This window comes from Streptomyces sp. NBC_00490, assembly GCF_036013645.1.
Taxonomy (GTDB): Bacteria; Actinomycetota; Actinomycetes; order Streptomycetales; family Streptomycetaceae; genus Streptomyces; species Streptomyces canus_F.
Genome location: NZ_CP107869.1, coordinates 5278876 through 5300734 on the forward strand (window position 1 = coordinate 5278876; position 21859 = coordinate 5300734).

Consider the following 21859-nt stretch of genomic DNA (forward strand, 5'->3'; position numbering starts at 1 on the left):
CCGGCGATTCCTGTTACCGGTCGCCGGCGCCGATCACCGGTGCCGCTCGCCGGTTGCCGTACGTGTCACCAGTCGCCGCGCGAGGAGGAACTCGACGTGAACTTGCGCACCACGTAGATCAGTCCGCCGACCAGGGCCACGAAGACCAGCAGCTTGAAGAGCAGTCCGATGACGAATCCGACGACGCTGGCTATCAGCCCGCCGAACACGACCAGGGCGATGACCGGCACCGCGATCCACTTCACCCACCAGGGCAGTCCCGCGAAGAAATCTCCCATTGCTCTCGTCCTTGTCTCTCTGCCCGTCGCTCGTGCCGGGTCCGGTGGAAGACCCGGGCTCGTGATGCCGGATCCCTCTGATGTCCTGCACTCGATGCTAGGGCGGGGAAGGGGCCCGGCGGGGGCCTCGCACCCCTTGTCCTCCCCTGACTGATCCCCTAGGGAATCCCGGGGTGCCGGGTCAGCTCTCGGGCGGAGAGAACACCACGAGGACTCGCAGGTCCTCGCTGATGTGGTGGAACTTGTGGGCGACACCGGCCGGTACGTAGACCACGCTGCCGCGCGCGACCTGGGTGGTCTCCATGCCCACGGTGATCGCGGCGCGGCCGCTCACAACGAAGTAGACCTCGTCCTGATTGTGCGGCTTCTGTGGATCATGTTCACCGGCGTCCAGCGCGTACAGCCCGACCGACATGCTCCGCTCACGCAGAAACTGCAGGTAGGCGCCGTCGTTGGCGGCGCGTTCCGCCTCCAGTTCGTCCAGCCGGAATGCCTTCATCGCCCTCGTCCGCCCTCGTCACACTGCTGATCGCCGATCTCTTCTGCCACGATCAGACACATGAAGAATTTCGTAGTCAAGACGATCGCCAACGCGGGCGCCCTGGCGGTCGCCGTCTGGCTGCTGGACAAGATCACCCTGACCGGTGACAGCACGGGCAAGAAGATCGCCACCCTGATCCTCGTCGCGCTGATCTTCGGCATCGTGAACTTCCTGGTCAAGCCGGTCGTCAAGCTTCTCAGCCTCCCGCTGCTGATCCTGACCCTCGGTCTGTTCACCCTGGTCGTCAACGCGCTGATGCTGATGCTGACCTCGTGGCTGGCCGACAAGCTCGACCTGAGCTTCCACGTCGACGGCTTCTGGACCGCGGTGCTCGGCGCCCTGATCATCTCGATCGTGTCCTGGGCGCTCAACGTCGTCCTGCCCGACGGGGACTGAGCCCCTCGTGACGTACCGCGTCTGCTTCGTCTGCACCGGCAACATCTGCCGCTCGCCGATGGCCGAGTCCGTCTTCCGCGCCCGCGTGGCGGAGGACGGGCTCGACGGCTCGGTCGAGGTCGACAGCGCCGGCACGGGCGGCTGGCACGAGGGCGACGGCGCCGACCCGCGCACCGTGTCGGTCCTCGAGGCGCACGGCTACGACGGCGACCACACGGCCCGCCAGTTCCAGCCGTCGTGGTTCTCCCGCCTCGACCTCGTCATCGCCCTCGACCACGGCCACCTCAAGGCCCTGCGCCGCCTCGCGCCCACCCCGCAGGACGCGGCGAAGGTGCGGCTCCTGCGCTCCTACGACCCGTCCGCGGGCGACGACCTCGACGTACCGGACCCTTATTACGGGGGGATGGACGGCTTCGAGGAGTGCCTTGAGATGGTGGAGGCGGCGAGCGAGGGTCTGCTCACCGCGGTACGCGAGGACATGGAAGGACGGGTGGCATGAGCGAGTCGACCGAGGGCAACGGCGAGGGCACGCGCGCGGTACGGGCGGGACTGCCCGAGCCGGTCAGGAACGAACCCACCCTGCCGGGCCCGGCCTTCGCCGCCCACTTCCATCTGCCGGGCGAGGTGGGCGGCCCGTACACCTACGGCCGGGACGAGAACCCCACCTGGACCCTCCTGGAGCGCGCCATCGGCGAGCTGGAGGCGCCCGGGCAGGGCGGCCTCCACACGCTCGTGTTCGCCTCGGGCATGGCCGCCATCTCCTCGGTGCTCTTCTCCCAGCTGCGCGCCGGGGACACGGTCGTCCTGCCGAACGACGGCTACCAGGTGCTGCCCCTGGTGCGCGCACAGCTGGAGGCGTACGGCATCGAGGTGCGGACCGCGCCGACCGGCGGCGACGCCCAGCTGGAGGTGCTGGACGGCGCGAAGCTGCTGTGGATCGAGACGCCGTCGAATCCCGGGCTCGACGTGTGCGACATCCGGCGGCTCGTCGAGGCGGCACACACGCGTGGCGCCCTCGTCGCCGTCGACAACACCCTGGCGACGCCGCTCGGACAGCGCCCCCTGGAGCTCGGCGCCGACTTCTCGGTGGCCAGCGGCACCAAGCAGCTCACCGGGCACGGAGACGTCCTCCTGGGATACGTCACCGGCCGCGACGGCGAGGCGATGACCGCCGTACGACGCTGGCGCAAGATCGTCGGGGCGATCCCGGGGCCCATGGAGGCCTGGCTCGCGCACCGCTCGATCGCCACGCTCCAGCTGCGGGTCGACCGGCAGAACGCGACCGCGCTCGTGCTCGCCGAGGCCCTGAAGGGACGCCCGGACGTCACGGGACTGCGGTATCCGGGACTGCCCGACGATCCCTCGCACAAGGTCGCCTCGCAGCAGATGCGGCGCTACGGGTGCGTGGTCTCCTTCACGCTGGCTTCGCGCGAGCGTGCGGAGCGTTTCCTCGACGCGCTGCGGCTCGTGGACGACGCGACGAGCTTCGGCGGAGTACGTTCCACGGCCGAGCGGCGTGGGCGCTGGGGCGGGGATGCCGTGCCGGACGGCTTCGTCCGCTTCTCGGTCGGCGCCGAGGACCCGGAGGATCTGGTGGCGGATGTGCTGCGCGCGCTGGACGAGTCGGCGCGCTGACGCCGTGTTCTGCGCGTCCGTGGGGATCCGGCTACGCACAACGGACGGTCCGAGCCTCCCCCCTCGTGGCTCGGACCGTCCTCGGTTCCGCGCGCGAAGAACCGCGCAAGCAAGGCTAGTTGACTCTGCGTCAGTGTCCAATCACAGTAGCGACAGCGACCTATCGACATATTTATAGTTGGGCGCGGCCGGGGGGCCGGGAGCAGGCACTGAAGGGGAGGGCGTGGCATGGATCTGGCCTTGTTGCGGACCTTCGTGACCGTGCACCGGGCCGGCTCCTTCACTCGCGCCGCCGCGCTGCTCGGCCTCTCCCAACCGGCCGTGACCTCGCAGATCCGTACGCTGGAACGGCAGTTGGGCCGCCCTCTGTTCCTGCGACAGGCCCGCGGGGTGACCCCGACGACCATCGGCGACGAGCTCGCCCACAAGGCCGCTCCGCATCTGGACGCCCTGGTGGAGATCACCGAGACCGGCCTCGACGACGAGTCCTCCTTACGAACCCTCCACCTCGCCGGGCCCCCCGAGTTCGTCGCTGAACGGGCCCTGCCCGCGCTCACCGAGCTGACCGGCGAGGACGGCCAGGGCTTCGCACTGCGAGCCTCCTTCGGGAACGCCGAGGAAACCCTGGAAGGGCTGGCCGCCGGGCATCACGATCTGGCCATCACCACGGCCCGTCCACGCGGCTCCCTGCTCACGGCGACTGCGCTCTGCGACGAAGTGCACGTCCTGGTCGCCTCCCCCCGCTGGGCGAAGCAGATCAGTACCGGGACCCTGCGCCGCAAGGGAGCGCCCGCCCTGGAGAACCTCCCGGTGATCGAGGTGCACGAGTCGCTGCCGTTCGTCTCGCGCTACTGGGCTGCCGTCTTCGACTCCCGTCCGGCGGCCCCCGGCACCGTCATCGTCCCCGATCTGCGCGCGGCGCTCGCCTGCGCGGCGGCAGGCGCCGGACTCGCGGTACTGCCCAGCTATCTGTGCGCATCGGCCCTGGAGCGCGGCGACGTCGTCGCCCTGCACCATCCGGCGGTTCCGCCCCTGCGGACGTACTTCCTGGTGGTCCGTACCGGCACGCTGGCGATGCCGCACATCGCGCGCGCTCACGACTGGCTGCTGCACGCGGCCACGGACTGGTGCTGACCTGTGCTTTTCCTGGGGTCACCGGGTGAGTTCGGCCGATGACCGTTCGCGATGTTTCACGTGGAACCAACCGGGCCACATTTCACCCATGACCGTCCGACCCGTGGTCAAGCGCACCGCACGTGCCGTTCTCCTGCATGGCGACGACCTGATCCTGATCAAGCGCACCAAACCCGGCATGGATCCCTACTGGCTCACGCCCGGTGGTGGAGTCGAGCCGACCGACGCGACCGTCGTCGACGCGCTGCACCGCGAGGTGTACGAGGAACTCGGCGCCAAGATCACTGACGTGGTGCCCTGCTTCGTCGACACCGTCGAGCACATCGGCGAGGACGCCGCCGCGACCGGGGTGAAGGTCCAGCACTTCTTCGTCTGCCGTCTGGAGTCCATGGACACCTCGCTGCGGCACGGTCCGGAAATCGACGAACCCATCGGTGAGTACGAGATCGTGCGGGTGCCGTTCACCCGTGTCGGGATCGCCTCCGTCCACCTCGTCCCGCTGTCCCTGCGGCACTACCTGGACGGGAACATCGAGGGCGTCCGTGCCATGCACGCCCCCGACCTGGGCTGAGATCAGTCCCCGATGACGACGAGCTCCTCCACGGAGTCGTGACGTATACGGCTCGACGGAATGCCGATGTCCCTCAGGGCGTCCACACCGCTGCGGATCATCCCGGGCGGGCCCGAGACGAAGGCGTCGAACTCGTTCCAGGGGCCGTACTGGCGGATGGCGTCGGGGAGCTGGACACGCGCCAGTTGGTCGATGACCGCGCGGACCGAGAGCCACGGGTGGGACTGCTGGAGCCTGAGCATGGTGTCGATGTCGTACAGATCGTGGTCGGTGCGGGCGCCGTAGAACACCTCGACCGGCCGGCGCTCGCCGTGTTCGGCCACGTCCTCGATCAGTGCCTTGATGGGCGCTATGCCGGTACCGCCGCCCAGACAGAGCAGTCCGCTGTCGGTGGTGTGGTCCACGGTCATCGAACCGGTCGGCGGACCGAGCCGGAGGATGTCGCCGGGCCGGGCGCGGTGCACCAGGGCGTTGGAGACCCAGCCCGCCGGGACGGCCTTCACGTGGAACGACAGCAGACCGTCGGAGCGAGGCGCCGAGGCGAAGGAGTAGTGCCGCCAGATCCGCGGCCACCACGGCGTCTCCAGGCTCGTGTACTGGCCGGCGAGGAACGGATAGGGCTGGTCCGGGCGGACGGTGACGACCGCGACGTCCGGCGTCCTGAGGTCGTGCGCCACGACCTCGGCGTACCACCAGGCCGGGGCACGCAGTTCGTCCGTGGCCGCCGCGTCGATCATCACCTGCGAGATCGTCGTGTACGTCCGGACCCAGGCCGCCTCCAGCTCCGGATCCCAGATGTTCTGGGCGTACTTGCTCAGCGCACCGATGAGGCACTCGCCGACGGCCGGGTAGTGCTCGGGCCGGGTGCCGTACTTGCGGTGGCCGCGGCCGAGGTTCTGCAGATAGTCGACGAGGACAGGGGTGTTGTCGATGTGCTCCGCCGCGGTGAGCAGCGCCTTGAGCAGCCGGTCCCGCTGGGTGTCCATCGCGGCGGGGAAGAGCGAGCGCAGGTCGGGGTGGCGGACGAAGAGGAGCGCGTAGAAGTACGAGGTGACCTTGTCGGCCACGGGGGCGACCTCCGCCATGGTCCGGCGGATGAGGATCGCGTCCGGAGAAGCCTGCTGGGCCTGTGCCGGGTTGGCGCGCTGCGGAGGCAGATGCTGGTCCGGGGGCGGGGGTTGCGTCGGCCCGTGGTTCGGTATCGCGTGCGGGGCGTGGGTCGCTATTGAGTGCGTCTGCTCGGCCGAGACAGGTGGCGCGGCGAGAGCGGGCGGTGGCGCCGGGGTGGGCTGCGGGGCGTGCTGTGCCGGTGGGGCCGTGTCGGAGCCCTGTGGGGTCCTGCCGACCGGGCGCAGTGCCGCCAGGCGGCTGCCCTCGGCCGACTCCTGCTCGCTGCCCGGTGTCGGCTCCGGCTGCTTGTGGGACGTGAACCAGCCGTCCCCGCCGCCGGAAGTGCCGTTGTCGGCCGACGCGGTGGTCGGAGCGTCCATGGTGTGCCTCGCCTCGAACATCTTTCGGTCGGTCTGCGCACTTCCTCGGTCGGAATGTGCCTGCTTTCCCCCGTAGACGGCTTGCTTTCCCCGTTCATGGCCCTGGCCAAAGCGGCCACATTCAACCCGTATCCACGCTCCATACGGACAAGTAAGGCGAGAGTGTGACATTGGCCGCAGTGCTCTCACCGCAGCCTCCCACCGTGTGGGGATGCCCGGCCGCATAACCGAAAACGCGGGTCTTCGATCTCTCCGTCCCATTAGGCTGCCGTGCCTTGTTCACGCTCCGGGCAGGGCATGTGCAAGGTCTGCGCACCTCACGCCGGACGAGAACCGGAGTCGACCCTACCGGTCAGCGCTCCGCACACAAATCCCCCCTCCCTCCCCCACGAATGAGGCGAGGAGCGAACCCTCAATTGCTTCAATTACCGTACGTGGCGCACCAATTCATAGGCATCCCACAGATCCCTGCCCGTGTAGGCGTGGGTCGCGAGACCGGACAGATGGCTGTCCGCATTGACCGCCACGGAGACCGGCACCGTGCCGAAGAGGTCCTTGTCCGAGGACGAGTCCCCATAGGCAACGCAATCGGCCCTGCTCACCCCGAACTCCTCGCACAGCCGGTCGGCGATCAGGACCTTGGCCGCGGCGCTGAGCACCCCGGCCGGATCCACCGGCTCGGTGAACGGCACGGCGGGAAAGCGCGATCCGTACGCCGCGTGGGCACCCCAGGTGGTGAGCCGCTCGACGAAGAAGGACGGCGAGAGCGATACGACGGCGCAGTAGTCGCCGTTCTCCCGGATCTCCTCCCAGACGTCACGTATGCGGGCCAGCCACGGAGCGCCCTCGAAAGCGGCCGCCACGTGGGCCTCGGTGAGCTCCGCCCACAGTTCACGCACCCGCGCGGCGTACTCGGGCGGCTCGATCAGCCCCGTCGAGATCGCCTGGTCGAGTGCCACGGTCTCGGCTTCCAGCCCTAGTTGCCGGGAGATCTCCACAGGCGAGGAAGTGCCGTACAGCAAGGTGCCGTCGAGGTCGAAGAGATGAAGTCTGGCCATGGTTCCCGAGGCTAGCCGGGCCGGATGAGGGCACCTCGGCGAGGATCCCAGAAGCGCTGTGCCGAGGACACCGCCGCTCATGTTTCACGTGAAACACGCACCGTCTGCCGAGGCGCCGTGCGGTCGGCCACGACATGGCCAAAACCTCGTACATCACACCGGAAACAGGTGGACGCCGAGGGCGCCCGTCAGACAGCCTGACCTGCGTGTCGACACCTTCCCTCGCTGATCTGCCCATCCGCCGACTGACGCTGCGCGATCTCGCCGCCTGCGCCGACTTGTCCGAGGACCGGGGGTGGCCGCGCGAAGAGCACAAGTGGGGCTTCCTCCTCACCTCCGGGAAGGGATACGGCATCGACGACCCCGACGGCGGCCTCGTCAGCGCCTGCGTCGTCACCGAGTACGGCCCGCAGGACCGCCCCGATCTGGGCGCCATCGGCATGGTCCTGGTCGCCGAAAGGCATGCACGCCGAGGCATCGGCCGCCGACTGATGCGGCACGTGATCGCGGCGATGAGCACCACCCCGCTGACCCTGCACGCGACGCCCAACGGCCGCCCGCTCTACGAGGAACTCGGCTTCAAGGTCACCGGCCGGGCGGAGATGGTGCGGGGCCGTTTCATGGCCGCCGGATACGAGCCCGCCGTCGCCACACGTGCGGCGACCGCGGAGGACCTCACCGCCATCCTCCGGCTCGACGCGGAGGTCTTCGGCGCCGATCGCACGCACATCGTGACGCGCCTGCCCGCCTTCGCCGACCAGTTGCGGGTCGCCGAGGAGAACGGCCGGATCATCGGGTACGCGGGCGCGTGGCCCAACATGGACAACCATGTCGTGGGACCGCTCATCGCCAGGGACACGGAGACGGCGAAAGCACTCATCGCCTCGCTGGCCGCCGACACCGACCTCAAGCTGCGTACCGACATCGACGTGCGGCACGAGGAGCTGCTGACGTGGGTGAAGGAGCGCGGGCTGGCGTCCGTTGCCTTCAACTCGGTCATGACCTACGGGATTTCGGAGTTGCCCGGTGACTGGAGCCGGCGGTTCGCGCCGGTGACGGTGGCGGCGGGGTGAGGGACGGCGTCGTGGCGAGAGCTTGCTGAGAGCAGCCGTAGGGGTGATGCCGGGTCCCGGTCGGGACCCGGCATCGTTCTGCGCGGCTCGAGGTGGCTGGTGCGGCTCGAGGTGGCCGGTCCGGATCAGTGGTGGACGGTTGCCCGCCGCTCAGCCGGTGCGGCCCCTGCCACGACCTCGCTGGGCGTGCCGGCCCGGCGCTCCAGGGCGGCCGAGAGCAGCGCGAGCCCCAGGGCGGCAGCGGCGAGGACGGCGCCCACCCAGCTCGGAGCGGTGTAGCCGAGGCCGGCGCCGATGACGAGGCCGCCGAGCCAGGCGGAGAGCGCGTTGCCGAGGTTGAAGGCACCGATGTTCACCGCGGAGGCGAGTGTCGGGGCACCGTGCGCCTGGTCGAGGACGCGCTTCTGGAGCGGCGGGACCGTGGCGAATCCCAGGGCGCCGATCAGGGCGATGGTCACGGCCGCGAGGACCTTGTTGTGCGCGGTGAGCGTGAAGAGCGCGAGAACGACGGCCAGGGCGCCCAGAGACACGTACAGCAGGGGCATCAGGGCGCGGTCCGCGTACTTGCCGCCGATGAGGTTGCCGCCGACCATGCCGAGGCCGAAGAGGACGAGCAGCCAGGTGACGGAGCCGTCGGCGAACCCGGCGACGTGGGTCATCATCGGCGCGATGTAGGTGATGGCCGCGAAGACACCGCCGAAGCCGAGCACCGTCATCGCCATGGCGAGCAGGACCTGGGCGTTCTTGAAGGCGGCCAGTTCGTGGCGCAGGTGCACGCCCTCCGGCCTGGGCATGTCGGGGACGAGCTTGGCGATGCCCACCAGGCCCAGGACGCCGAGCGCGGCGACGAGGGCGAAGGTGACGCGCCAGCCGACGGTCTGCCCGACGAGGGTGCCCAGTGGGACGCCCACCACGTTGGCGACGGTGAGGCCGGTGAACATCATCGCGATGGCCCCGGCCTTCTTGTCCGGGGCGACCAGTTCGGCCGCCACGACCGAGCCGATGCCGAAGAAGGCGCCGTGCGCGAGCGAGGCGACCACCCGGCCGATCAGCATGACGCCGAAGGCGGGGGCCAAGGCGGACAGCAGATTTCCGGCGATGAAGAGGCCCATGAGCAGCATCAGCATGCGCTTGCGGGAGACCTTGGTGCCGAGCACCGTCATCAGCGGAGCACCGAACATGACGCCGAGCGCATAGCCCGTCACCAGGAAGCCGGCCGTAGGGATGGAAACCCCGAAGTCACTCGCGACCTCGGGCAGCAAGCCCATGATCACAAACTCGGTGGTTCCGATTCCGAAGGCCCCGATCGCGAGAGCCAGGAGCGCGAGAGGCATGAGGGACTGCACCTTCCAGGTAATTGCAGGAGCGTCTTACAGTCGAAGACAATACTTGCAGACGCCTGATACTTGCAAGCGCCGACTATTGCGGCCCTGCTCTATCCTGGTTTCAGTCGTTCCGGGACGAAGGAAGCGCCGATGACAGCGACGGACCCCGCACTCACCGCCCTCGCACAGGGCTGGTGCGCCCTCTCCCTGCTGCACGGGAGGATCGAGGCCCATATCGAGCGGGCCCTCCAGGCGAAGCACGACCTCAGCGTGCGCGAGTACTCCCTGCTCGACGTCCTCAGCCGACAGCACGACGGAGACGGCGGCCATCTCCAGATGAAGCAGGTCGCCGACGCCGTCGTCCTGAGCCAGAGCGCCACCACCCGGCTGGTCACCCGGCTAGAGGACCGCCACCTGCTCACCCGCTACCTGTGCCCCACCGACCGCCGAGGCATCTACACCAACGTCACCGAGGCAGGTCTCCAGCTCCTCGACGAGGCTCGCCCGACCAATGACACCGCCCTGCGCGAGGCCCTCGACGAAGCGGCCAGGAACCCCGAACTGGCCCCCCTGGTCCGGGTCGTGGAGTCGCTGAGCGTGCCCGCATAGGCTGGCCGGCATGGGAGATCTTGAAATACGCCCTGCCGTCGCCGCCGATGTCCCCGCGATCGTCGCCATGCTCGCGGACGACCCGCTGGGCGCGCAGCGCGAGTCACCGGACGACCTCGCCCCCTACCTGACCGCCCTGGAGCGGCTCGTCGCAGACCCGAACCAGCACCTCGTCGTCGCTGTTCGCGAGGACCGCGTCGTGGGCACGCTCCAGCTCACGATCATTCCCGGGCTGTCCCGACGCGGCTCCACCCGGTCGATCATCGAAGGCGTCCGCGTCCACGCCGACGAGCGTGGCAGTGGCCTGGGTACGCAGCTCATCGAGTGGGCGGTCGATGAATCACGGCGCCAGAACTGCCAGTTGGTGCAGCTGACCTCCGACGTCAGCCGCACCGACGCCCATCGCTTCTACGAGAGGCTGGGCTTCGAGGCCTCGCACGTGGGCTTCAAGCTGCCGCTCTGAGGCTCAGGCCCACCTTCCCGGCCCATGGGGGCTTGTTTCACGTGAAACAAGCCCCCACCGCTCAGCCGATACCGCGCCACCCCTCCGGATCCACCCCACCCGGCACGGGCGAGCCCTCCTCGTACGGCTGACGCGTGAACACGAACGAGCCGAGGTCCAGATGGCTCACACCGCCGTCAGGCCGTCGTACGGCCCTCAGAAGCTCTCCGGCGAAGTAGCCCTCAAGGCCGGTCCACGTGCCGTCACCGTTCCCGCGGAAACGTGAGCGGCGGCCGATCCCGCTCAACGGATCCAGCGAGACACCGCCCCCGGTCGTCAGCCGCAGGGCGAACGCATGCGTCCCCCAGTACCACGGCCCCGCCAACTCCAGCACAGCCGCGTCGACTTCGGGCAGAGGACGCCACGGTTCGGGAATCCGCGGCTCGGCCTCCGCGACGATCCGTACGAGGTCGGCGCCCACGGAACCCAGCAGTGGCCCGGAGGTGCAGTTGGCCAGCACCACCGCGGCCACGTCGTCCGCCACGCTGATGGTGAGGTTGGCCAGGAATCCCGGCAGGGACCCCGAGTGCCCGACGAGCAGTCGGCCGTCCCGGCTCTGTACCTGCATCCCCAGACCGTACGTCGCACCGTCCACGACATCCGCAGCCTCGGCCGGAGCCGCGGGCGTCCGCATCTCCCGCACCGTCTCCGCGCTCAGCACCCGGTCGTCGCCCTTCGCCAGGAAGGCCGCGAACTTCGCCAAGTCGCCGGTTGTGGACCAGAGTTGGCCCGCCGGCGCCATCCGGCCGAGGTCCTCGGTGGGCTCCGGAAGCATCACATCGGCCCAGGGATGCACCGCCCAGCCACCCGCGTGCGGCGCCCGGGGCTGGGCACTCGTGCTGTCGAGGCCCAGGGGTTCGAGCACTTCGCGCCGGAGGACGTCCTCCCATGCGGCGCCGCGCAGCTTCTCGACCAGCGCGCCCAGCAGGGTGTAGCCGGGGTTCGAGTAGTGGAAGCGACGGCCGCCCGGATGCAGGAAGGGCTGTTCGCCGAGCACGTCGGTCAGTTCGGGGCGCAGCGAGCCCGGGCTGCGCTCCCACCACGGCCCCGGTGACTCGGCCGCCAACCCGGCCGTGTGCGCGAGGAGTTCGGCAAGGGTGGCCTCTCCCGCGCCGGTGCCGGGCAGATGCTTCTCCAGCGGGTCGCCGAGGTCGAGCAGTCCCTCGTCGCGCAGCCGCAGCACGAGGACGGCGGTGAAGGTCTTGGTGATCGAGCCGATCCGGTACTGCACGTTCTCGTCCGGCCCGTGCCCGTCCACCGACGTTCGCGAGCCGTGCCAGACGGCCCGGCCGTCCCGCACGACCGCCGCGACCAGGGATGGCGTACGTCCCTCGGCCTGGGCGACGGCGATGCGGTGCAGCAGCGCCCGGCGCGTGCCGGGAAGCAACTCTTCCTGAGATGTCGTCATGGGCTCAGTCCACCCCGCGGAACCCCGCGGCGTCGAACGCTTTGGGCCCGGCGCGGGCGGCTCAGGTCTGGGCCATGTCGACGAAGCGCGAGTAGTGGCCCTGGAAGGCGACCGTGATCGTCGCCGTCGGGCCGTTACGGTGCTTGCCCACGATGATGTCGGCCTCGCCGGCGCGCGGCGACTCCTTCTCGTAGGCGTCCTCGCGGTGCAGCAGGATCACCATGTCGGCGTCCTGCTCGATGGAGCCGGATTCACGCAGGTCGGAGACCTGCGGCTTCTTGTCGGTGCGTTGCTCGGGGCCACGGTTGAGCTGTGAGAGCGCGATCACCGGGACCTCGAGTTCCTTGGCCAGGAGCTTGAGGTTACGGGACATGTCCGAGACCTCCTGCTGACGGCTCTCGGAGCGCTTGCCGGACTGCATCAGTTGCAGATAGTCGATGATCACGAGCTTGATGTCGTTGCGCTGTTTCAGCCGACGGCATTTCGCGCGGATCTCCATCATCGACAGGTTCGGGGAGTCGTCGATGTAGAGCGGCGCGGCCGAGACCTCGGGCATCCGTCGGGCCAGCCGCGTCCAGTCCTCGTCCGTCATGGTGCCGGAACGCATGTGGTGCAGGGCCACCCGCGCCTCGGCCGACAGCAGACGCATCGCGATCTCGTTGCGCCCCATTTCCAGGGAGAAGATGACGCTCGGCAGGTTGTTCTTGATCGACGCCGCCCGCGCGAAGTCCAGCGCCAGCGTGGACTTACCCATGGCGGGGCGGGCCGCGATGACGATCATCTGACCCGGGTGCAGACCGTTGGTGAGCGAGTCCAGGTCCGTGAATCCCGTCGGCACACCGGTCATCTCGCCCGTGCGGGAGCCGATCGCCTCGATCTCGTCGAGCGCGCCCTCCATGATGTCGCCGAGCGGCAGATAGTCCTCGCTGGTGCGCTGCTCGGTGACCGCGTAGATCTCGGCCTGGGCGCGGTTGACGATCTCGTCGACGTCGTCGTCGGCCGCGTATCCCATCTGGGTGATGCGAGTGCCGGCCTCGACCAGACGGCGCAGGACCGCGCGCTCGTGCACGATCTCCGCGTAGTACTCGGCATTGGCGGCCGTCGGCACCGTTTGGACAAGGGTGTGCAGATACGACGCGCCGCCGACCTTGTTGATCTCACCGCGCTTGGTCAGCTCGGCCGCGATCGTGATCGGGTCGGCCGGCTCGCCCTTGGCGTAGATGTCGAGGATCGCCTGGAAGATCGTCTCGTGCGCCGGCTTGTAGAAGTCGTGTCCTTTGATGACCTCGACGACGTCGGCGATGGCGTCCTTCGACAGCAGCATGCCGCCGAGGACGGACTGCTCGGCGTCGAGGTCCTGCGGCGGGACACGTTCGAAGGACGTACCCCCGCCGTCCCATTCGCCGCTCTCCCGGCCGCGGTCGTGCTGGTCGTCGCGACCTCGGCCACCCTCGCCGCGGCGGCGCGAGGCAGGCAGACGATCACTGGGACCGCTGTCGGCCCACGGATCGTCCAAGGGCTCGGAAATGCTCACCGAGCCACCTCCTCCCGTCCGCGGAGCGGACCTCGCCGTGCTTCTCTGTTCTACGGCACGGCACTGACAAATGAGAGGCCCAACTCCGGTTCTGGCGCGTCGGTTTTGTGATGGTTTCCGGGCCGACAGACGGAGCGGGCGCCGGACCACGGTAGGCCCGACGGCACCGTCAGCCAATCTGGTTATCCACAGGCCATGTGGACGACGGCCCCGATGCTGTGGAGAACTCCCCGAAACCTGTGCACGACCCGGTGGACAGGCCTGTGAACAAGCTCGCGGTTCTCATCCGGGACCAGCCCTGACCTGCGCTCTTCCCATCCACCGGCTGTGCAGAAGAAAAACTTTCCCAGTCGGACCAAGATCACATCGAACGGCACACGAAAGCACACGCGACAACCAGGCGAGTAAGGGTCATTAACACATTGCATCGCTTACCTGTGGACGATTAGATTGGTGCTCATGACACATGCTCCGGCGACCACGCGCGCCACACGGCGACAGCATGACCGAGAGATCGTCGCTCTGGCCGTCCCGGCCTTCGGGGCGCTCGTCGCCGAGCCGCTCTTCGTCATGGCCGACAGCGCGATCGTGGGCCATCTCGGCACCGCGCAACTCGCGGGACTGGGGGTTGCCTCCGCCCTCCTCATGACAGGCGTCAGCATCTTCGTCTTCCTCGCCTACGCCACGACCGCGGCCGTCGCCCGACGCGTCGGCGCCGACGATCTCCCGGCCGCCATCCGGCAGGGCATGGACGGTATCTGGCTGGCACTCCTGCTCGGCGCCGTGGTCGTCGCCGTCGTCCTGCCCACCGCACCGGCTCTGGTGGAACTCTTCGGCGCCTCGGACACCGCCGCCCCGTACGCGACCACCTATCTGCGGATCTCCTCCCTCGGCATCCCGGCCATGCTCGTCGTCCTCGCCTCGACCGGAGTCCTGCGCGGACTGCAGGACACGAAGACACCGTTGTACGTCGCCGTCGGCGGCTTCGTCGCCAACGCCGTCCTCAACGTGTGGCTCGTCTACGGCGCCGACCTCGGCATCGCCGGCTCCGCCTGGGGCACCGTCATCGCCCAGTTCGGTATGGCTGCCGTCTACCTCGTGGTCGTCGTCCGCGGGGCCCGCGCCCACGGCGCCTCGCTGCGCCCCGACGCCGCAGGTATCCGGGCTTCGGCGCAGGCAGGCGTCCCCCTTCTCGTCCGCACCCTCTCGCTCCGCACGATCCTGATGATCGCCACGGCCGTGGCCGCCCGTCTCGGCGATGCCGACATCGCGGCCCACCAGATCATCCTGTCGCTGTGGAGCCTGCTCGCCTTCGCCCTGGACGCCATCGCCATCGCAGGACAGGCCATCATCGGTCGCTACCTCGGCGCCGGCGACGTCCAGGGCGCCCGCGAGGCATGCCGCCGCATGGTGCAGTGGGGCATCGCGGTGGGTGTGATACTCGGCCTCGTCGTCGTGGCGGCCCCTCCCGTATTCCTTCCGCTGTTCACGAGCGACTCCGTGGTGAAGGACGCGGCACTGCCCGCTCTCCTCGTGGTGGCGCTCGCCCAGCCCATCTGCGGGATCGTCTTCGTTCTGGACGGCGTCCTGATGGGAGCGGGCGACGGACCCTACCTCGCCTGGGCCATGGTCCTGACCCTGGCGGTCTTCACGCCCGTGGCCCTGCTCATTCCCGTGCTCGGCGGAGGCCTCACCGCGGTCTGGGGAGCGATGACGCTGATGATGGCGGTGCGCATGCTGACCCTCTGGCTGCGGTCCCGCTCGGGCCGCTGGATCGTCACCGGAGCCACGCGCTGAACCGAGGACCCGGCTGAACCAGGCGTGCCTACGCTGACTGTTTCACGTGAAACAGAGGGTTTCACGTGAAACACACCTCGGTCCGCGCGCACGCAAGAAGGGCCGCACCCGATGGGTGCGGCCCTTCTCAGCTGCTCAAACCGAGCGCAGCGTCACGCAGCGACGACCTCGATGTTGACCTTGGCGGCCACCTCGGGGTGCAGACGCACGGACGTCTCGTGGGCGCCCAGCGTCTTGATCGGCGAACCGAGCTCGATGCGGCGCTTGTCGACCTCGGGGCCACCGGAAGCCTTGATCGCCGAGGCGATGTCGGCCGGGGTGACGGAACCGAAGAGACGACCGGCGTCGCCGGAGCGAACGGCCAGACGAACCTTGACGGCCTCGAGCTGGCCCTTGACCTGGTTGGCCTGCTCGATGGTCTGGATCTCGTGGATCTTGCGAGCACGACGGATCTGCTCGACGTCCTTCTCGCCACCCTTGGTCCAGCGGATAGCGAACTTCCGCGGGATCAGGTAGTTGCGAGCGTAGCCGTCCTTGACGTCGACGACGTCGCCCGCGGCACCGAGGCCGGAGACCTCGTGGGTAAGGATGATCTTCATTGGTCGGTCACCCTTCCCTTATCGCGCGGTGGAGGTGTAGGGCAGCAGCGCCATCTCACGGCTGTTCTTGACGGCCGTGGCGACGTCACGCTGGTGCTGCGTGCAGTTGCCGGTCACGCGGCGGGCACGGATCTTGCCGCGGTCGGAAATGAACTTCCGCAGCATGTTCGTGTCCTTGTAGTCCACGTACGTGACCTTGTCCTTGCAAAAAGCGCAGACCTTTTTCTTAGGCTTGCGCACAGGCGGCTTCGCCATGGTGTTTCTCCTGTGTGATCAAGAAGTGTGGGTGCGACCCACCCTCGGCCCGGAGGCCTAGAAGGGGGGCTCGTCCGAGTAGCCGCCGCCCTGCTGGCCGCCGCTGGGGCTTCCACCCCAGCCGCCGCCACCGCCGCCGCCCTGGTTGCCACCGGCGGGAGCGCCGGTCGCCCACGGGTCGTCGGCGGGAGCGCCGCCGCCCTGCTGGCCGCCGCCGGAGTTTCCACCCCAGCTGCCGCCGGCCTGGCCGCCGCCACCGCCGCCGCTGTAACCGCCCTGGCCACCCCGGCCGGCTCCGCCGGCAGTCTTGGTGACCTTGGCCGTGGCACTGCGCAAGCTGGCGCCGACTTCCTCGACGTCCAGCTCGTAGACCGTGCGCTTGACGCCCTCACGGTCCTCGTAGGACCGCTGCTTCAGCCGGCCCTGCACGATGACGCGCATGCCTCGCTGGAGCGACTCCGCGACGTTCTCCGCCGCCTGACGCCAGACCGAGCAGGTCAGGAACAGGCTCTCGCCGTCCTTCCACTCGTTGGTCTGACGGTCGAAGGTGCGGGGGGTGGACGCGACACGGAATTTCGCGACCGCCGCACCGGAGGGGGTGAAGCGCAGCTCGGGGTCGTCGACAAGATTGCCGACGACCGTGATGACGGTCTCGCCTGCCATGGGGAACCTCTCGGCGGGTTTGCTGCTCTGGCTGCTTGGTTGCTGCTACTCGAATCCCGAGATCAGCTGAGCGGGAGGCTCAGTGGGTCTCGGGGCGGAGGACCTTGGTCCGGAGGACCGACTCGTTCAGGTTCATCTGGCGGTCGAGCTCCTTGACGACCGCAGGCTCGGCCTGCAGGTCGATGACCGAGTAGATGCCCTCGGGCTTCTTCTTGATCTCGTACGAGAGCCGACGACGGCCCCAGGTGTCGACCTTCTCGACCTTTCCGTTGCCCTCACGGACGACGGAGAGGAAGTTCTCGATCAGGGGGGCGACAGCGCGCTCCTCCAGATCGGGGTCGAGGATGACCATCACCTCGTAGTGACGCATGTGGAACCCACCTCCTTTGGACTCAACGGCCACGGTCGTTCCGTGGCAGGAGGGTTGTAATGCGTACGCAAAGGTATCGGCAGCCACTGACAATCGGGGCTTCCTCGCGGTAGTCCCGGTCGTGGCATGGGCAGACACCAGTGCAGACGGTACAGAGTACCCGCACCATGGCTTCCGGTTGAAATCCGGCCGCCAGGAACGACAATCTGTACACATCGGGTGTGTATGGCGCTACGATGCGCCGCCTTTCGCAGGAGGTGCCCTATGGCACAAGCATTGCGACCCAACACCGTCGGAGGCCTGTTCGCCACGGACGGCAAAGCCCACCCCCTCCAGGACACCCTGCTCGCGGTGACCCTGGTCCTGGGGCTCACGTCGTTCATCACGGCGATGTTCCACAGCCTTCACCTCATCAGCTCCTGGACCGGACTGGTGGGGATCCTCGTCGGCGCGTACGGCCAGTGGATCTCGGAGACGACCCGTGAACGCTTCGGACTGATCCTCGGTCTCGGCGCCTCGGCGATCGGCTTCTTCCTCGGCATGGCGCACGGCGGCCTCTTCGGCGGACTCATCAGCTGACGCCTAGGGCACCGTCCCCTCAACAGCACACAAAGCACCGCGGAACGCCTCGACGGCCCACCGGCCGGGGCGCAGGTTCCGTACGCCCAGTCGGGGCGCTCGCCAGGCGCAGTAGGCTTCGGCGCGAGAGCCGGAGCCCCTGTACCCATGGGGACACACCAGCCCGAGGAGCGCCCCGAATGAGCCTGACCCTGAGGACAATCAGCCGCGAGCAGCATCTGGCATACATCCAGAGCCTGCCGTCGGCTAGCCACATGCAGGTTCCGGCCTGGGCAGACGTCAAGGCGGAGTGGCGCTCCGAGAGCCTCGGGTGGTTCGACGACAAGACCGGCGAGCTGGTCGGTGCGGGCATGGTCCTCTACCGGCAGCTCCCCAAGATCAAGCGGTACCTCGCCTATCTCCCCGAGGGCCCGGTCATCAACTGGTTCGCGCCGAATCTGACCGACTGGCTGGAACCGATGCTCGCGCACCTCAAGCACCAGGGCGCCTTCTCGGTGAAGATGGGCCCGCCGGTCATCATCCGGCGCTGGGAGGCCACCTCCATCAAGGCCGGCATCCAGAACCCCGACGTGAAGCGGCTGCGCGACATCGAGGCCGACTTCATCGAACCGCGCGCCTTCGAGGTCGCCGACAAGCTCCGTCGCATGGGCTGGCAGCAGGGCGAGGACGGAGGCGCCGGCTTCGGCGACGTCCAGCCCCGCTACGTGTACCAGGTGCCGCTGGCGAACCGGTCCCTGGAAGAGGTCCACAAGAACTTCAACCAGCTGTGGCGCCGCAACATCAAGAAGGCCGAGAAGGCCGGTGTCGAGGTCGTCCAGGGCGGTTACCAGGACCTCGAGGAATGGCAGCGGCTCTACGAGATCACGGCCGTGCGTGACCACTTCCGGCCCCGCCCGCTGTCGTACTTCCAACGCATGTGGACGGCCCTCAACAACGAGGACCCCAACCGCATGCGGCTCTACTTCGCCCGCCACAACGGCGTGAACCTGTCGGCGGCGACGATGCTGATCGTCGGCGGACACGTCTGGTACTCCTACGGCGCCTCCGACAACATCGGCCGTGAGGTCCGGCCCTCGAACGCGATGCAGTGGCGGATGCTGCGCGACGCCTACGCGCTCGGCGCGACCGTCTACGACCTGCGCGGCATCTCCGACTCGCTGGACGAGACCGACCACCTCTTCGGCCTGATCCAGTTCAAGGTCGGCACGGGCGGCCAGGCCGCCGAGTACCTCGGCGAGTGGGACTTCCCGCTGAACAAGCTGCTCCACAAGGCGCTCGACATCTACATGTCGCGCCGCTGAACCCCGGCTGTTTGCTTCGATAGCTTCGACACGTTCGTTCGCTTCCATACCTCTGATACACCGCAGCCACGAGAAAGGTTCCAGGTCCGGCCATGGCGCTCACGCTCTACGTCGACACCGCGCGCTGGCGTGCGCACCACAAGCACGTGCAGGACCAGTTCCCGGGTCTCGTCCCGGTCTGCAAGGGCAACGGCTACGGCTTCGGGCACGAGCGGCTGGCGGAGGAGGCCACGCGGCTGGGCTCGGACGTCCTCGCGGTCGGCACGACGTACGAGGCCGCGCGCATCAAGGACTGGTTCGGCGGCGACCTGCTGGTGCTGACGCCGTACCGGCGCGGCGAGGAGCCCGTGCCGCTGCCGGACCGGGTCATCCGTTCGGTGTCGTCGATCGACGGGGTCTACGGCCTCGTGGGCGCCCGCGTGGTCATCGAGGTGATGTCCTCGATGAAGCGTCACGGCATCAGCGAGCAGGACCTGCCGCAGCTGCACTCCGCCATAGAGAACGTCCGTCTCGAGGGCTTCGCCATCCATCTGCCGCTGGACCGTACCGACGGCTCGGACGCCGTCGAGGAGGTCATCGGCTGGATGGACCGGCTGCGTGCGGCGCGTCTGCCGCTGCACACGATGTTCGTCAGCCACCTCAAGGCCGAGGATCTCGCCCGGCTCCAGCAGCAGTTCCCGCAGACCCGCTTCCGTGCCCGCATCGGCACGCGGCTGTGGCTGGGGGACCACGAGGCCACCGAGTACCGCGGAGCGGTCCTGGACGTCACTCACGTGGCCAAGGGCGACCGGTTCGGCTACCGCCAGCAGAAGGCGGCCTCGGACGGCTTCCTGGTCGTCGTGGCGGGCGGTACGTCGCACGGGGTGGGCCTGGAGGCCCCCAAGGCGCTGCACGGCGTCATGCCGCGTGCCAAGGGCGTGGCCCGCGCCGGCCTCGCCACGGTCAACCGGAACCTTTCTCCGTTCGTCTGGGGCGGCAAGCAGCGTTGGTTCGCCGAGCCGCCGCACATGCAGGTGTCGATCCTGTTCGTCCCCTCCGACGCCCCGGAGCCGAAGGTCGGCGAGGAACTGGTGGCCCATCTGCGGCACACCACCACACAGTTCGACCGCATCGTCGACCGCTGAGCGTCGTACGGACGACTGAAGAGCCGTACACAGACAGCCGAAAGGCCGTACACGGGCCTCCCGTGTACGGCCTTTCGCGTGAGTCGGTCACGCCTTGTTCGCTCAGAGCGAACGGTCTGGGGAAGAGGCCGGATCGCCCCACTCCACCTGCGGCCCCCCGAAGTGGGCGGCGTGGCGCGGGGGATGAGCCGCGGGGCCCAGGACGAACACGTCCTCCGCGCCGTCGAGCACGCCCCCTGAGGGGTCGTCGTCGCCGGCCCGGCGCACCACGTCCCGCTCCGGCATCCAGATGTCGCGCACCACCACGGCACACAGGTACAGCGTCCCGAGCAGGTGCAGCCCGATGGCCCAGTGATAGCCGTCCTGGGGCAGGCCCTTGTGGGCGTCCGCGCTGGTCGTGTACGCGAGGTACATCCAGATCCCCAGGAAGTACGCCACCTCGCAGGCCTGCCAGATCAGGAAGTCCCGCCACTTGGGCCGCGCCAGTACGGCGAGGGGGATGAGCCACAGGACGTACTGCGGCGAGTAGACCTTGTTGGTGAGGATGAACGCCGCGACGATCAGGAAGGCCAGCTGGGCGAAGCGTGGCCGGCGCGGGGCGGTCAGGGTGAGCGCGGCGATGCCGACGCAGGACAGCAGCACCAGCAGCGTGGCGAGCGTGTTGACCGTTTCGGTGCTCAGCGGGTCGGTCGAGTTCTGGGCCAGGATCAGCCAGAAGGACCCGAAGTCGACGCCCCGTTCCTGGCTGAACTCGTAGAACTTCGACCAGCCGTCCCAGGCGAGGAGCATCACCGGAAGGTTCACGACCAGCCAGGAGACGGCGGCACCTCCCAGTGCCTTTCCGAAGTCCCGCCACTTGCCCGCGCGCCAGCACAGCACGAACAACGGACCCAGGAGAAAGACGGGGTAGAGCTTGGCGGCCGTGGCAAGACCCAGCAGGACACCGAAGGCGAGAGAGCGGCCCCGCGACCACATCAGCATCGCCGCGGCCGTCAGGGCGACCGCCAGCAGGTCCCAGTTGATGGTGGCGGTCAGCGCGAAGGCGGGCGCCAGGGCGACCAGCAGACCGTCCCAGGGCCGCCGGGCGTGCGTACGGGTCACGCACACCGCGATGACGGCGGCGCACGCCATCAGCATCCCGGCGTTGACCATCCAGTACCACTGCTCCTGGTCCTGGATGCTGCCGCTGCCGGGCGTGAGCCAGGAGGCGACCTCCATGAACACACCGGTCAGCACCGGGTATTCGAGGTACTCCATGTCGCCGTTGAGCTTGTCGAAATACGGCACGAGCCCGTCGGCGAAGCCGCGCCCCGCGTAGAGGTGCGGGATGTCCGAGTAGCACGCGTGCGTGTACTGCGAGCTGGCGCCGAAGAACCAGCCACCGTTGTAACAGGGTGCCTTCTGGACCAGACCGAGGGCGAACATCCCGATCGCCACGAGCGCGATGATGCGCACGGGAGTCCACCAGGACGTCCCTAGCAGCGCACGCCGCCCGATCGGGCCGCCGATCAGCTCACTGCCACTCGCGGCGATCTCGTCGTCCTTGGTCGGCCGCACCGGGTCCGGCTCGTGCACGCTCGCTTGCGTCGATTCTGCGCTGGGCATGGGGCACATCCT

General features: G+C 68.6%; 24 protein-coding genes. 12 read left to right on the forward strand and 12 right to left on the reverse strand.

All coding sequences use genetic code 11. The features are described from left to right. Positions 1-65 precede the first annotated feature (65 nt). Both OG381_RS23895 and OG381_RS23900 read right to left on the reverse strand, forming a co-directional pair. Positions 66-278 (reverse strand): DUF5326 family protein, encoded by a 213-nt coding sequence (locus OG381_RS23895; protein ID WP_046256474.1) that lies wholly within the window; start codon positions 276-278, stop codon positions 66-68. Between the two features lie 181 nt (positions 279-459). After that, positions 460-777: a cupin domain-containing protein gene (locus OG381_RS23900; protein WP_307028557.1), complete on the reverse strand. Its 318-nt coding sequence runs from the start codon at positions 775-777 to the stop codon at positions 460-462. 60 nt (positions 778-837) lie between these two features. Between OG381_RS23900 and OG381_RS23905 the strand changes: the two genes are divergently transcribed. The 5 genes from OG381_RS23905 (at position 838) to OG381_RS23925 (ending at position 4555) form a co-directional block, all read left to right on the forward strand. Continuing rightward, positions 838-1215 carry a phage holin family protein gene (locus OG381_RS23905; RefSeq protein ID WP_327718102.1) on the forward strand — a complete coding sequence of 126 codons (378 nt, stop codon included), beginning with the start codon at positions 838-840 and terminating at the stop codon, positions 1213-1215. A gap of 7 nt (positions 1216-1222) precedes the next feature. Beyond that, complete coding sequence (locus OG381_RS23910) at positions 1223-1714, forward strand: low molecular weight protein-tyrosine-phosphatase (protein ID WP_327718103.1); 492 nt, start codon at positions 1223-1225, stop codon at positions 1712-1714. Then, positions 1711-2850, forward strand: coding sequence for a cystathionine gamma-lyase (locus OG381_RS23915; protein WP_327718104.1), 1140 nt, complete (start codon positions 1711-1713; stop codon positions 2848-2850). The genes OG381_RS23910 and OG381_RS23915 overlap by 4 nt, the downstream gene beginning before the upstream one ends. Before the next feature lie 228 nt (positions 2851-3078). Beyond that, the gene (locus OG381_RS23920; protein ID WP_327718105.1) at positions 3079-3984 is read left to right on the forward strand and encodes a LysR family transcriptional regulator; all 906 of its coding nucleotides are present in this window, start codon (positions 3079-3081) and stop codon (positions 3982-3984) included. Positions 3985-4072: 88 nt separating this feature from the next. Beyond that, positions 4073-4555 (forward strand): NUDIX hydrolase, encoded by a 483-nt coding sequence (locus tag OG381_RS23925; RefSeq protein ID WP_327718106.1) that lies wholly within the window; start codon positions 4073-4075, stop codon positions 4553-4555. A gap of 2 nt (positions 4556-4557) precedes the next feature. On the opposite strand, the gene OG381_RS23930 is transcribed toward OG381_RS23925, so the two are convergent. Together OG381_RS23930 and OG381_RS23935 are read right to left on the reverse strand one after the other, a co-directional pair. Continuing rightward, entirely contained in the window at positions 4558-6066 is a 1509-nt protein-coding gene (locus OG381_RS23930) for a globin domain-containing protein (RefSeq protein WP_327718107.1), read from the reverse strand. Between the two features lie 404 nt (positions 6067-6470). Beyond that, positions 6471-7103, reverse strand: a complete 633-nt coding sequence (locus tag OG381_RS23935) for an HAD family hydrolase (protein WP_327718108.1) — start codon at positions 7101-7103, stop codon at positions 6471-6473. A gap of 206 nt (positions 7104-7309) precedes the next feature. Between OG381_RS23935 and OG381_RS23940 the strand changes: the two genes are divergently transcribed. Continuing rightward, positions 7310-8176: a GNAT family N-acetyltransferase gene (locus tag OG381_RS23940; RefSeq protein WP_327718109.1), complete on the forward strand. Its 867-nt coding sequence runs from the start codon at positions 7310-7312 to the stop codon at positions 8174-8176. 125 nt (positions 8177-8301) lie between these two features. Here the strand turns inward: OG381_RS23940 and OG381_RS23945 are convergent, their stop codons facing one another. Further along, complete coding sequence (locus OG381_RS23945) at positions 8302-9510, reverse strand: MFS transporter (protein WP_327718110.1); 1209 nt, start codon at positions 9508-9510, stop codon at positions 8302-8304. A gap of 141 nt (positions 9511-9651) precedes the next feature. On the opposite strand from OG381_RS23945, the gene OG381_RS23950 reads away from it, so the two are divergent. Then, positions 9652-10110, forward strand: a complete 459-nt coding sequence (locus tag OG381_RS23950) for a MarR family winged helix-turn-helix transcriptional regulator (RefSeq protein WP_307028537.1) — start codon at positions 9652-9654, stop codon at positions 10108-10110. A 10-nt stretch (positions 10111-10120) separates the two neighbouring features. Beyond that, positions 10121-10573, forward strand: a complete 453-nt coding sequence (locus OG381_RS23955) for a GNAT family N-acetyltransferase (RefSeq protein WP_327718111.1) — start codon at positions 10121-10123, stop codon at positions 10571-10573. 61 nt (positions 10574-10634) lie between these two features. Here the strand turns inward: OG381_RS23955 and OG381_RS23960 are convergent, their stop codons facing one another. Together OG381_RS23960 and dnaB are read right to left on the reverse strand one after the other, a co-directional pair. Next, on the reverse strand, positions 10635-12020 hold the full coding sequence (locus OG381_RS23960; RefSeq protein WP_327718112.1) for a serine hydrolase domain-containing protein: 1386 nt from the start codon (positions 12018-12020) through the stop codon (positions 10635-10637). Positions 12021-12081: 61 nt separating this feature from the next. Further along, complete coding sequence (gene dnaB, locus OG381_RS23965; protein ID WP_046256486.1) at positions 12082-13554, reverse strand: replicative DNA helicase; 1473 nt, start codon at positions 13552-13554, stop codon at positions 12082-12084. Between the two features lie 450 nt (positions 13555-14004). Here dnaB and OG381_RS23970 point away from each other — a divergent pair, with 450 nt between their 5' ends. Continuing rightward, positions 14005-15351, forward strand: coding sequence for an MATE family efflux transporter (locus OG381_RS23970; RefSeq protein ID WP_443061930.1), 1347 nt, complete (start codon positions 14005-14007; stop codon positions 15349-15351). Between the two features lie 152 nt (positions 15352-15503). On the opposite strand, the gene rplI is transcribed toward OG381_RS23970, so the two are convergent. From rplI to rpsF, 4 genes are all read right to left on the reverse strand, one after another. Continuing rightward, positions 15504-15950: a 50S ribosomal protein L9 gene (gene rplI, locus OG381_RS23975; RefSeq protein WP_046256488.1), complete on the reverse strand. Its 447-nt coding sequence runs from the start codon at positions 15948-15950 to the stop codon at positions 15504-15506. Between the two features lie 18 nt (positions 15951-15968). After that, on the reverse strand, positions 15969-16205 hold the full coding sequence (gene rpsR, locus OG381_RS23980) for a 30S ribosomal protein S18 (protein WP_003949403.1): 237 nt from the start codon (positions 16203-16205) through the stop codon (positions 15969-15971). A 57-nt stretch (positions 16206-16262) separates the two neighbouring features. Then, positions 16263-16868, reverse strand: coding sequence for a single-stranded DNA-binding protein (locus tag OG381_RS23985; RefSeq protein ID WP_327718114.1), 606 nt, complete (start codon positions 16866-16868; stop codon positions 16263-16265). Between the two features lie 79 nt (positions 16869-16947). Next, entirely contained in the window at positions 16948-17238 is a 291-nt protein-coding gene (gene rpsF / locus OG381_RS23990; protein WP_005482942.1) for a 30S ribosomal protein S6, read from the reverse strand. Positions 17239-17502: 264 nt separating this feature from the next. Between rpsF and OG381_RS23995 the strand changes: the two genes are divergently transcribed. The 3 genes from OG381_RS23995 (at position 17503) to OG381_RS24005 (ending at position 20242) form a co-directional block, all read left to right on the forward strand. Beyond that, positions 17503-17817 (forward strand): hypothetical protein, encoded by a 315-nt coding sequence (locus OG381_RS23995; protein ID WP_327718115.1) that lies wholly within the window; start codon positions 17503-17505, stop codon positions 17815-17817. Between the two features lie 179 nt (positions 17818-17996). Next, positions 17997-19118 carry a peptidoglycan bridge formation glycyltransferase FemX gene (gene femX, locus OG381_RS24000; protein WP_307028521.1) on the forward strand — a complete coding sequence of 374 codons (1122 nt, stop codon included), beginning with the start codon at positions 17997-17999 and terminating at the stop codon, positions 19116-19118. 92 nt (positions 19119-19210) lie between these two features. Next, a complete protein-coding gene (locus OG381_RS24005; RefSeq protein WP_307028519.1) occupies positions 19211-20242 on the forward strand; it encodes an alanine racemase in 1032 nt (343 codons plus the stop codon). A 102-nt stretch (positions 20243-20344) separates the two neighbouring features. Here OG381_RS24005 and OG381_RS24010 read toward each other — a convergent pair whose 3' ends face one another. Beyond that, positions 20345-21847 carry a glycosyltransferase family 87 protein gene (locus tag OG381_RS24010; RefSeq protein WP_327718116.1) on the reverse strand — a complete coding sequence of 501 codons (1503 nt, stop codon included), beginning with the start codon at positions 21845-21847 and terminating at the stop codon, positions 20345-20347. Between the last annotated feature and the right edge of the window lie 12 nt (positions 21848-21859).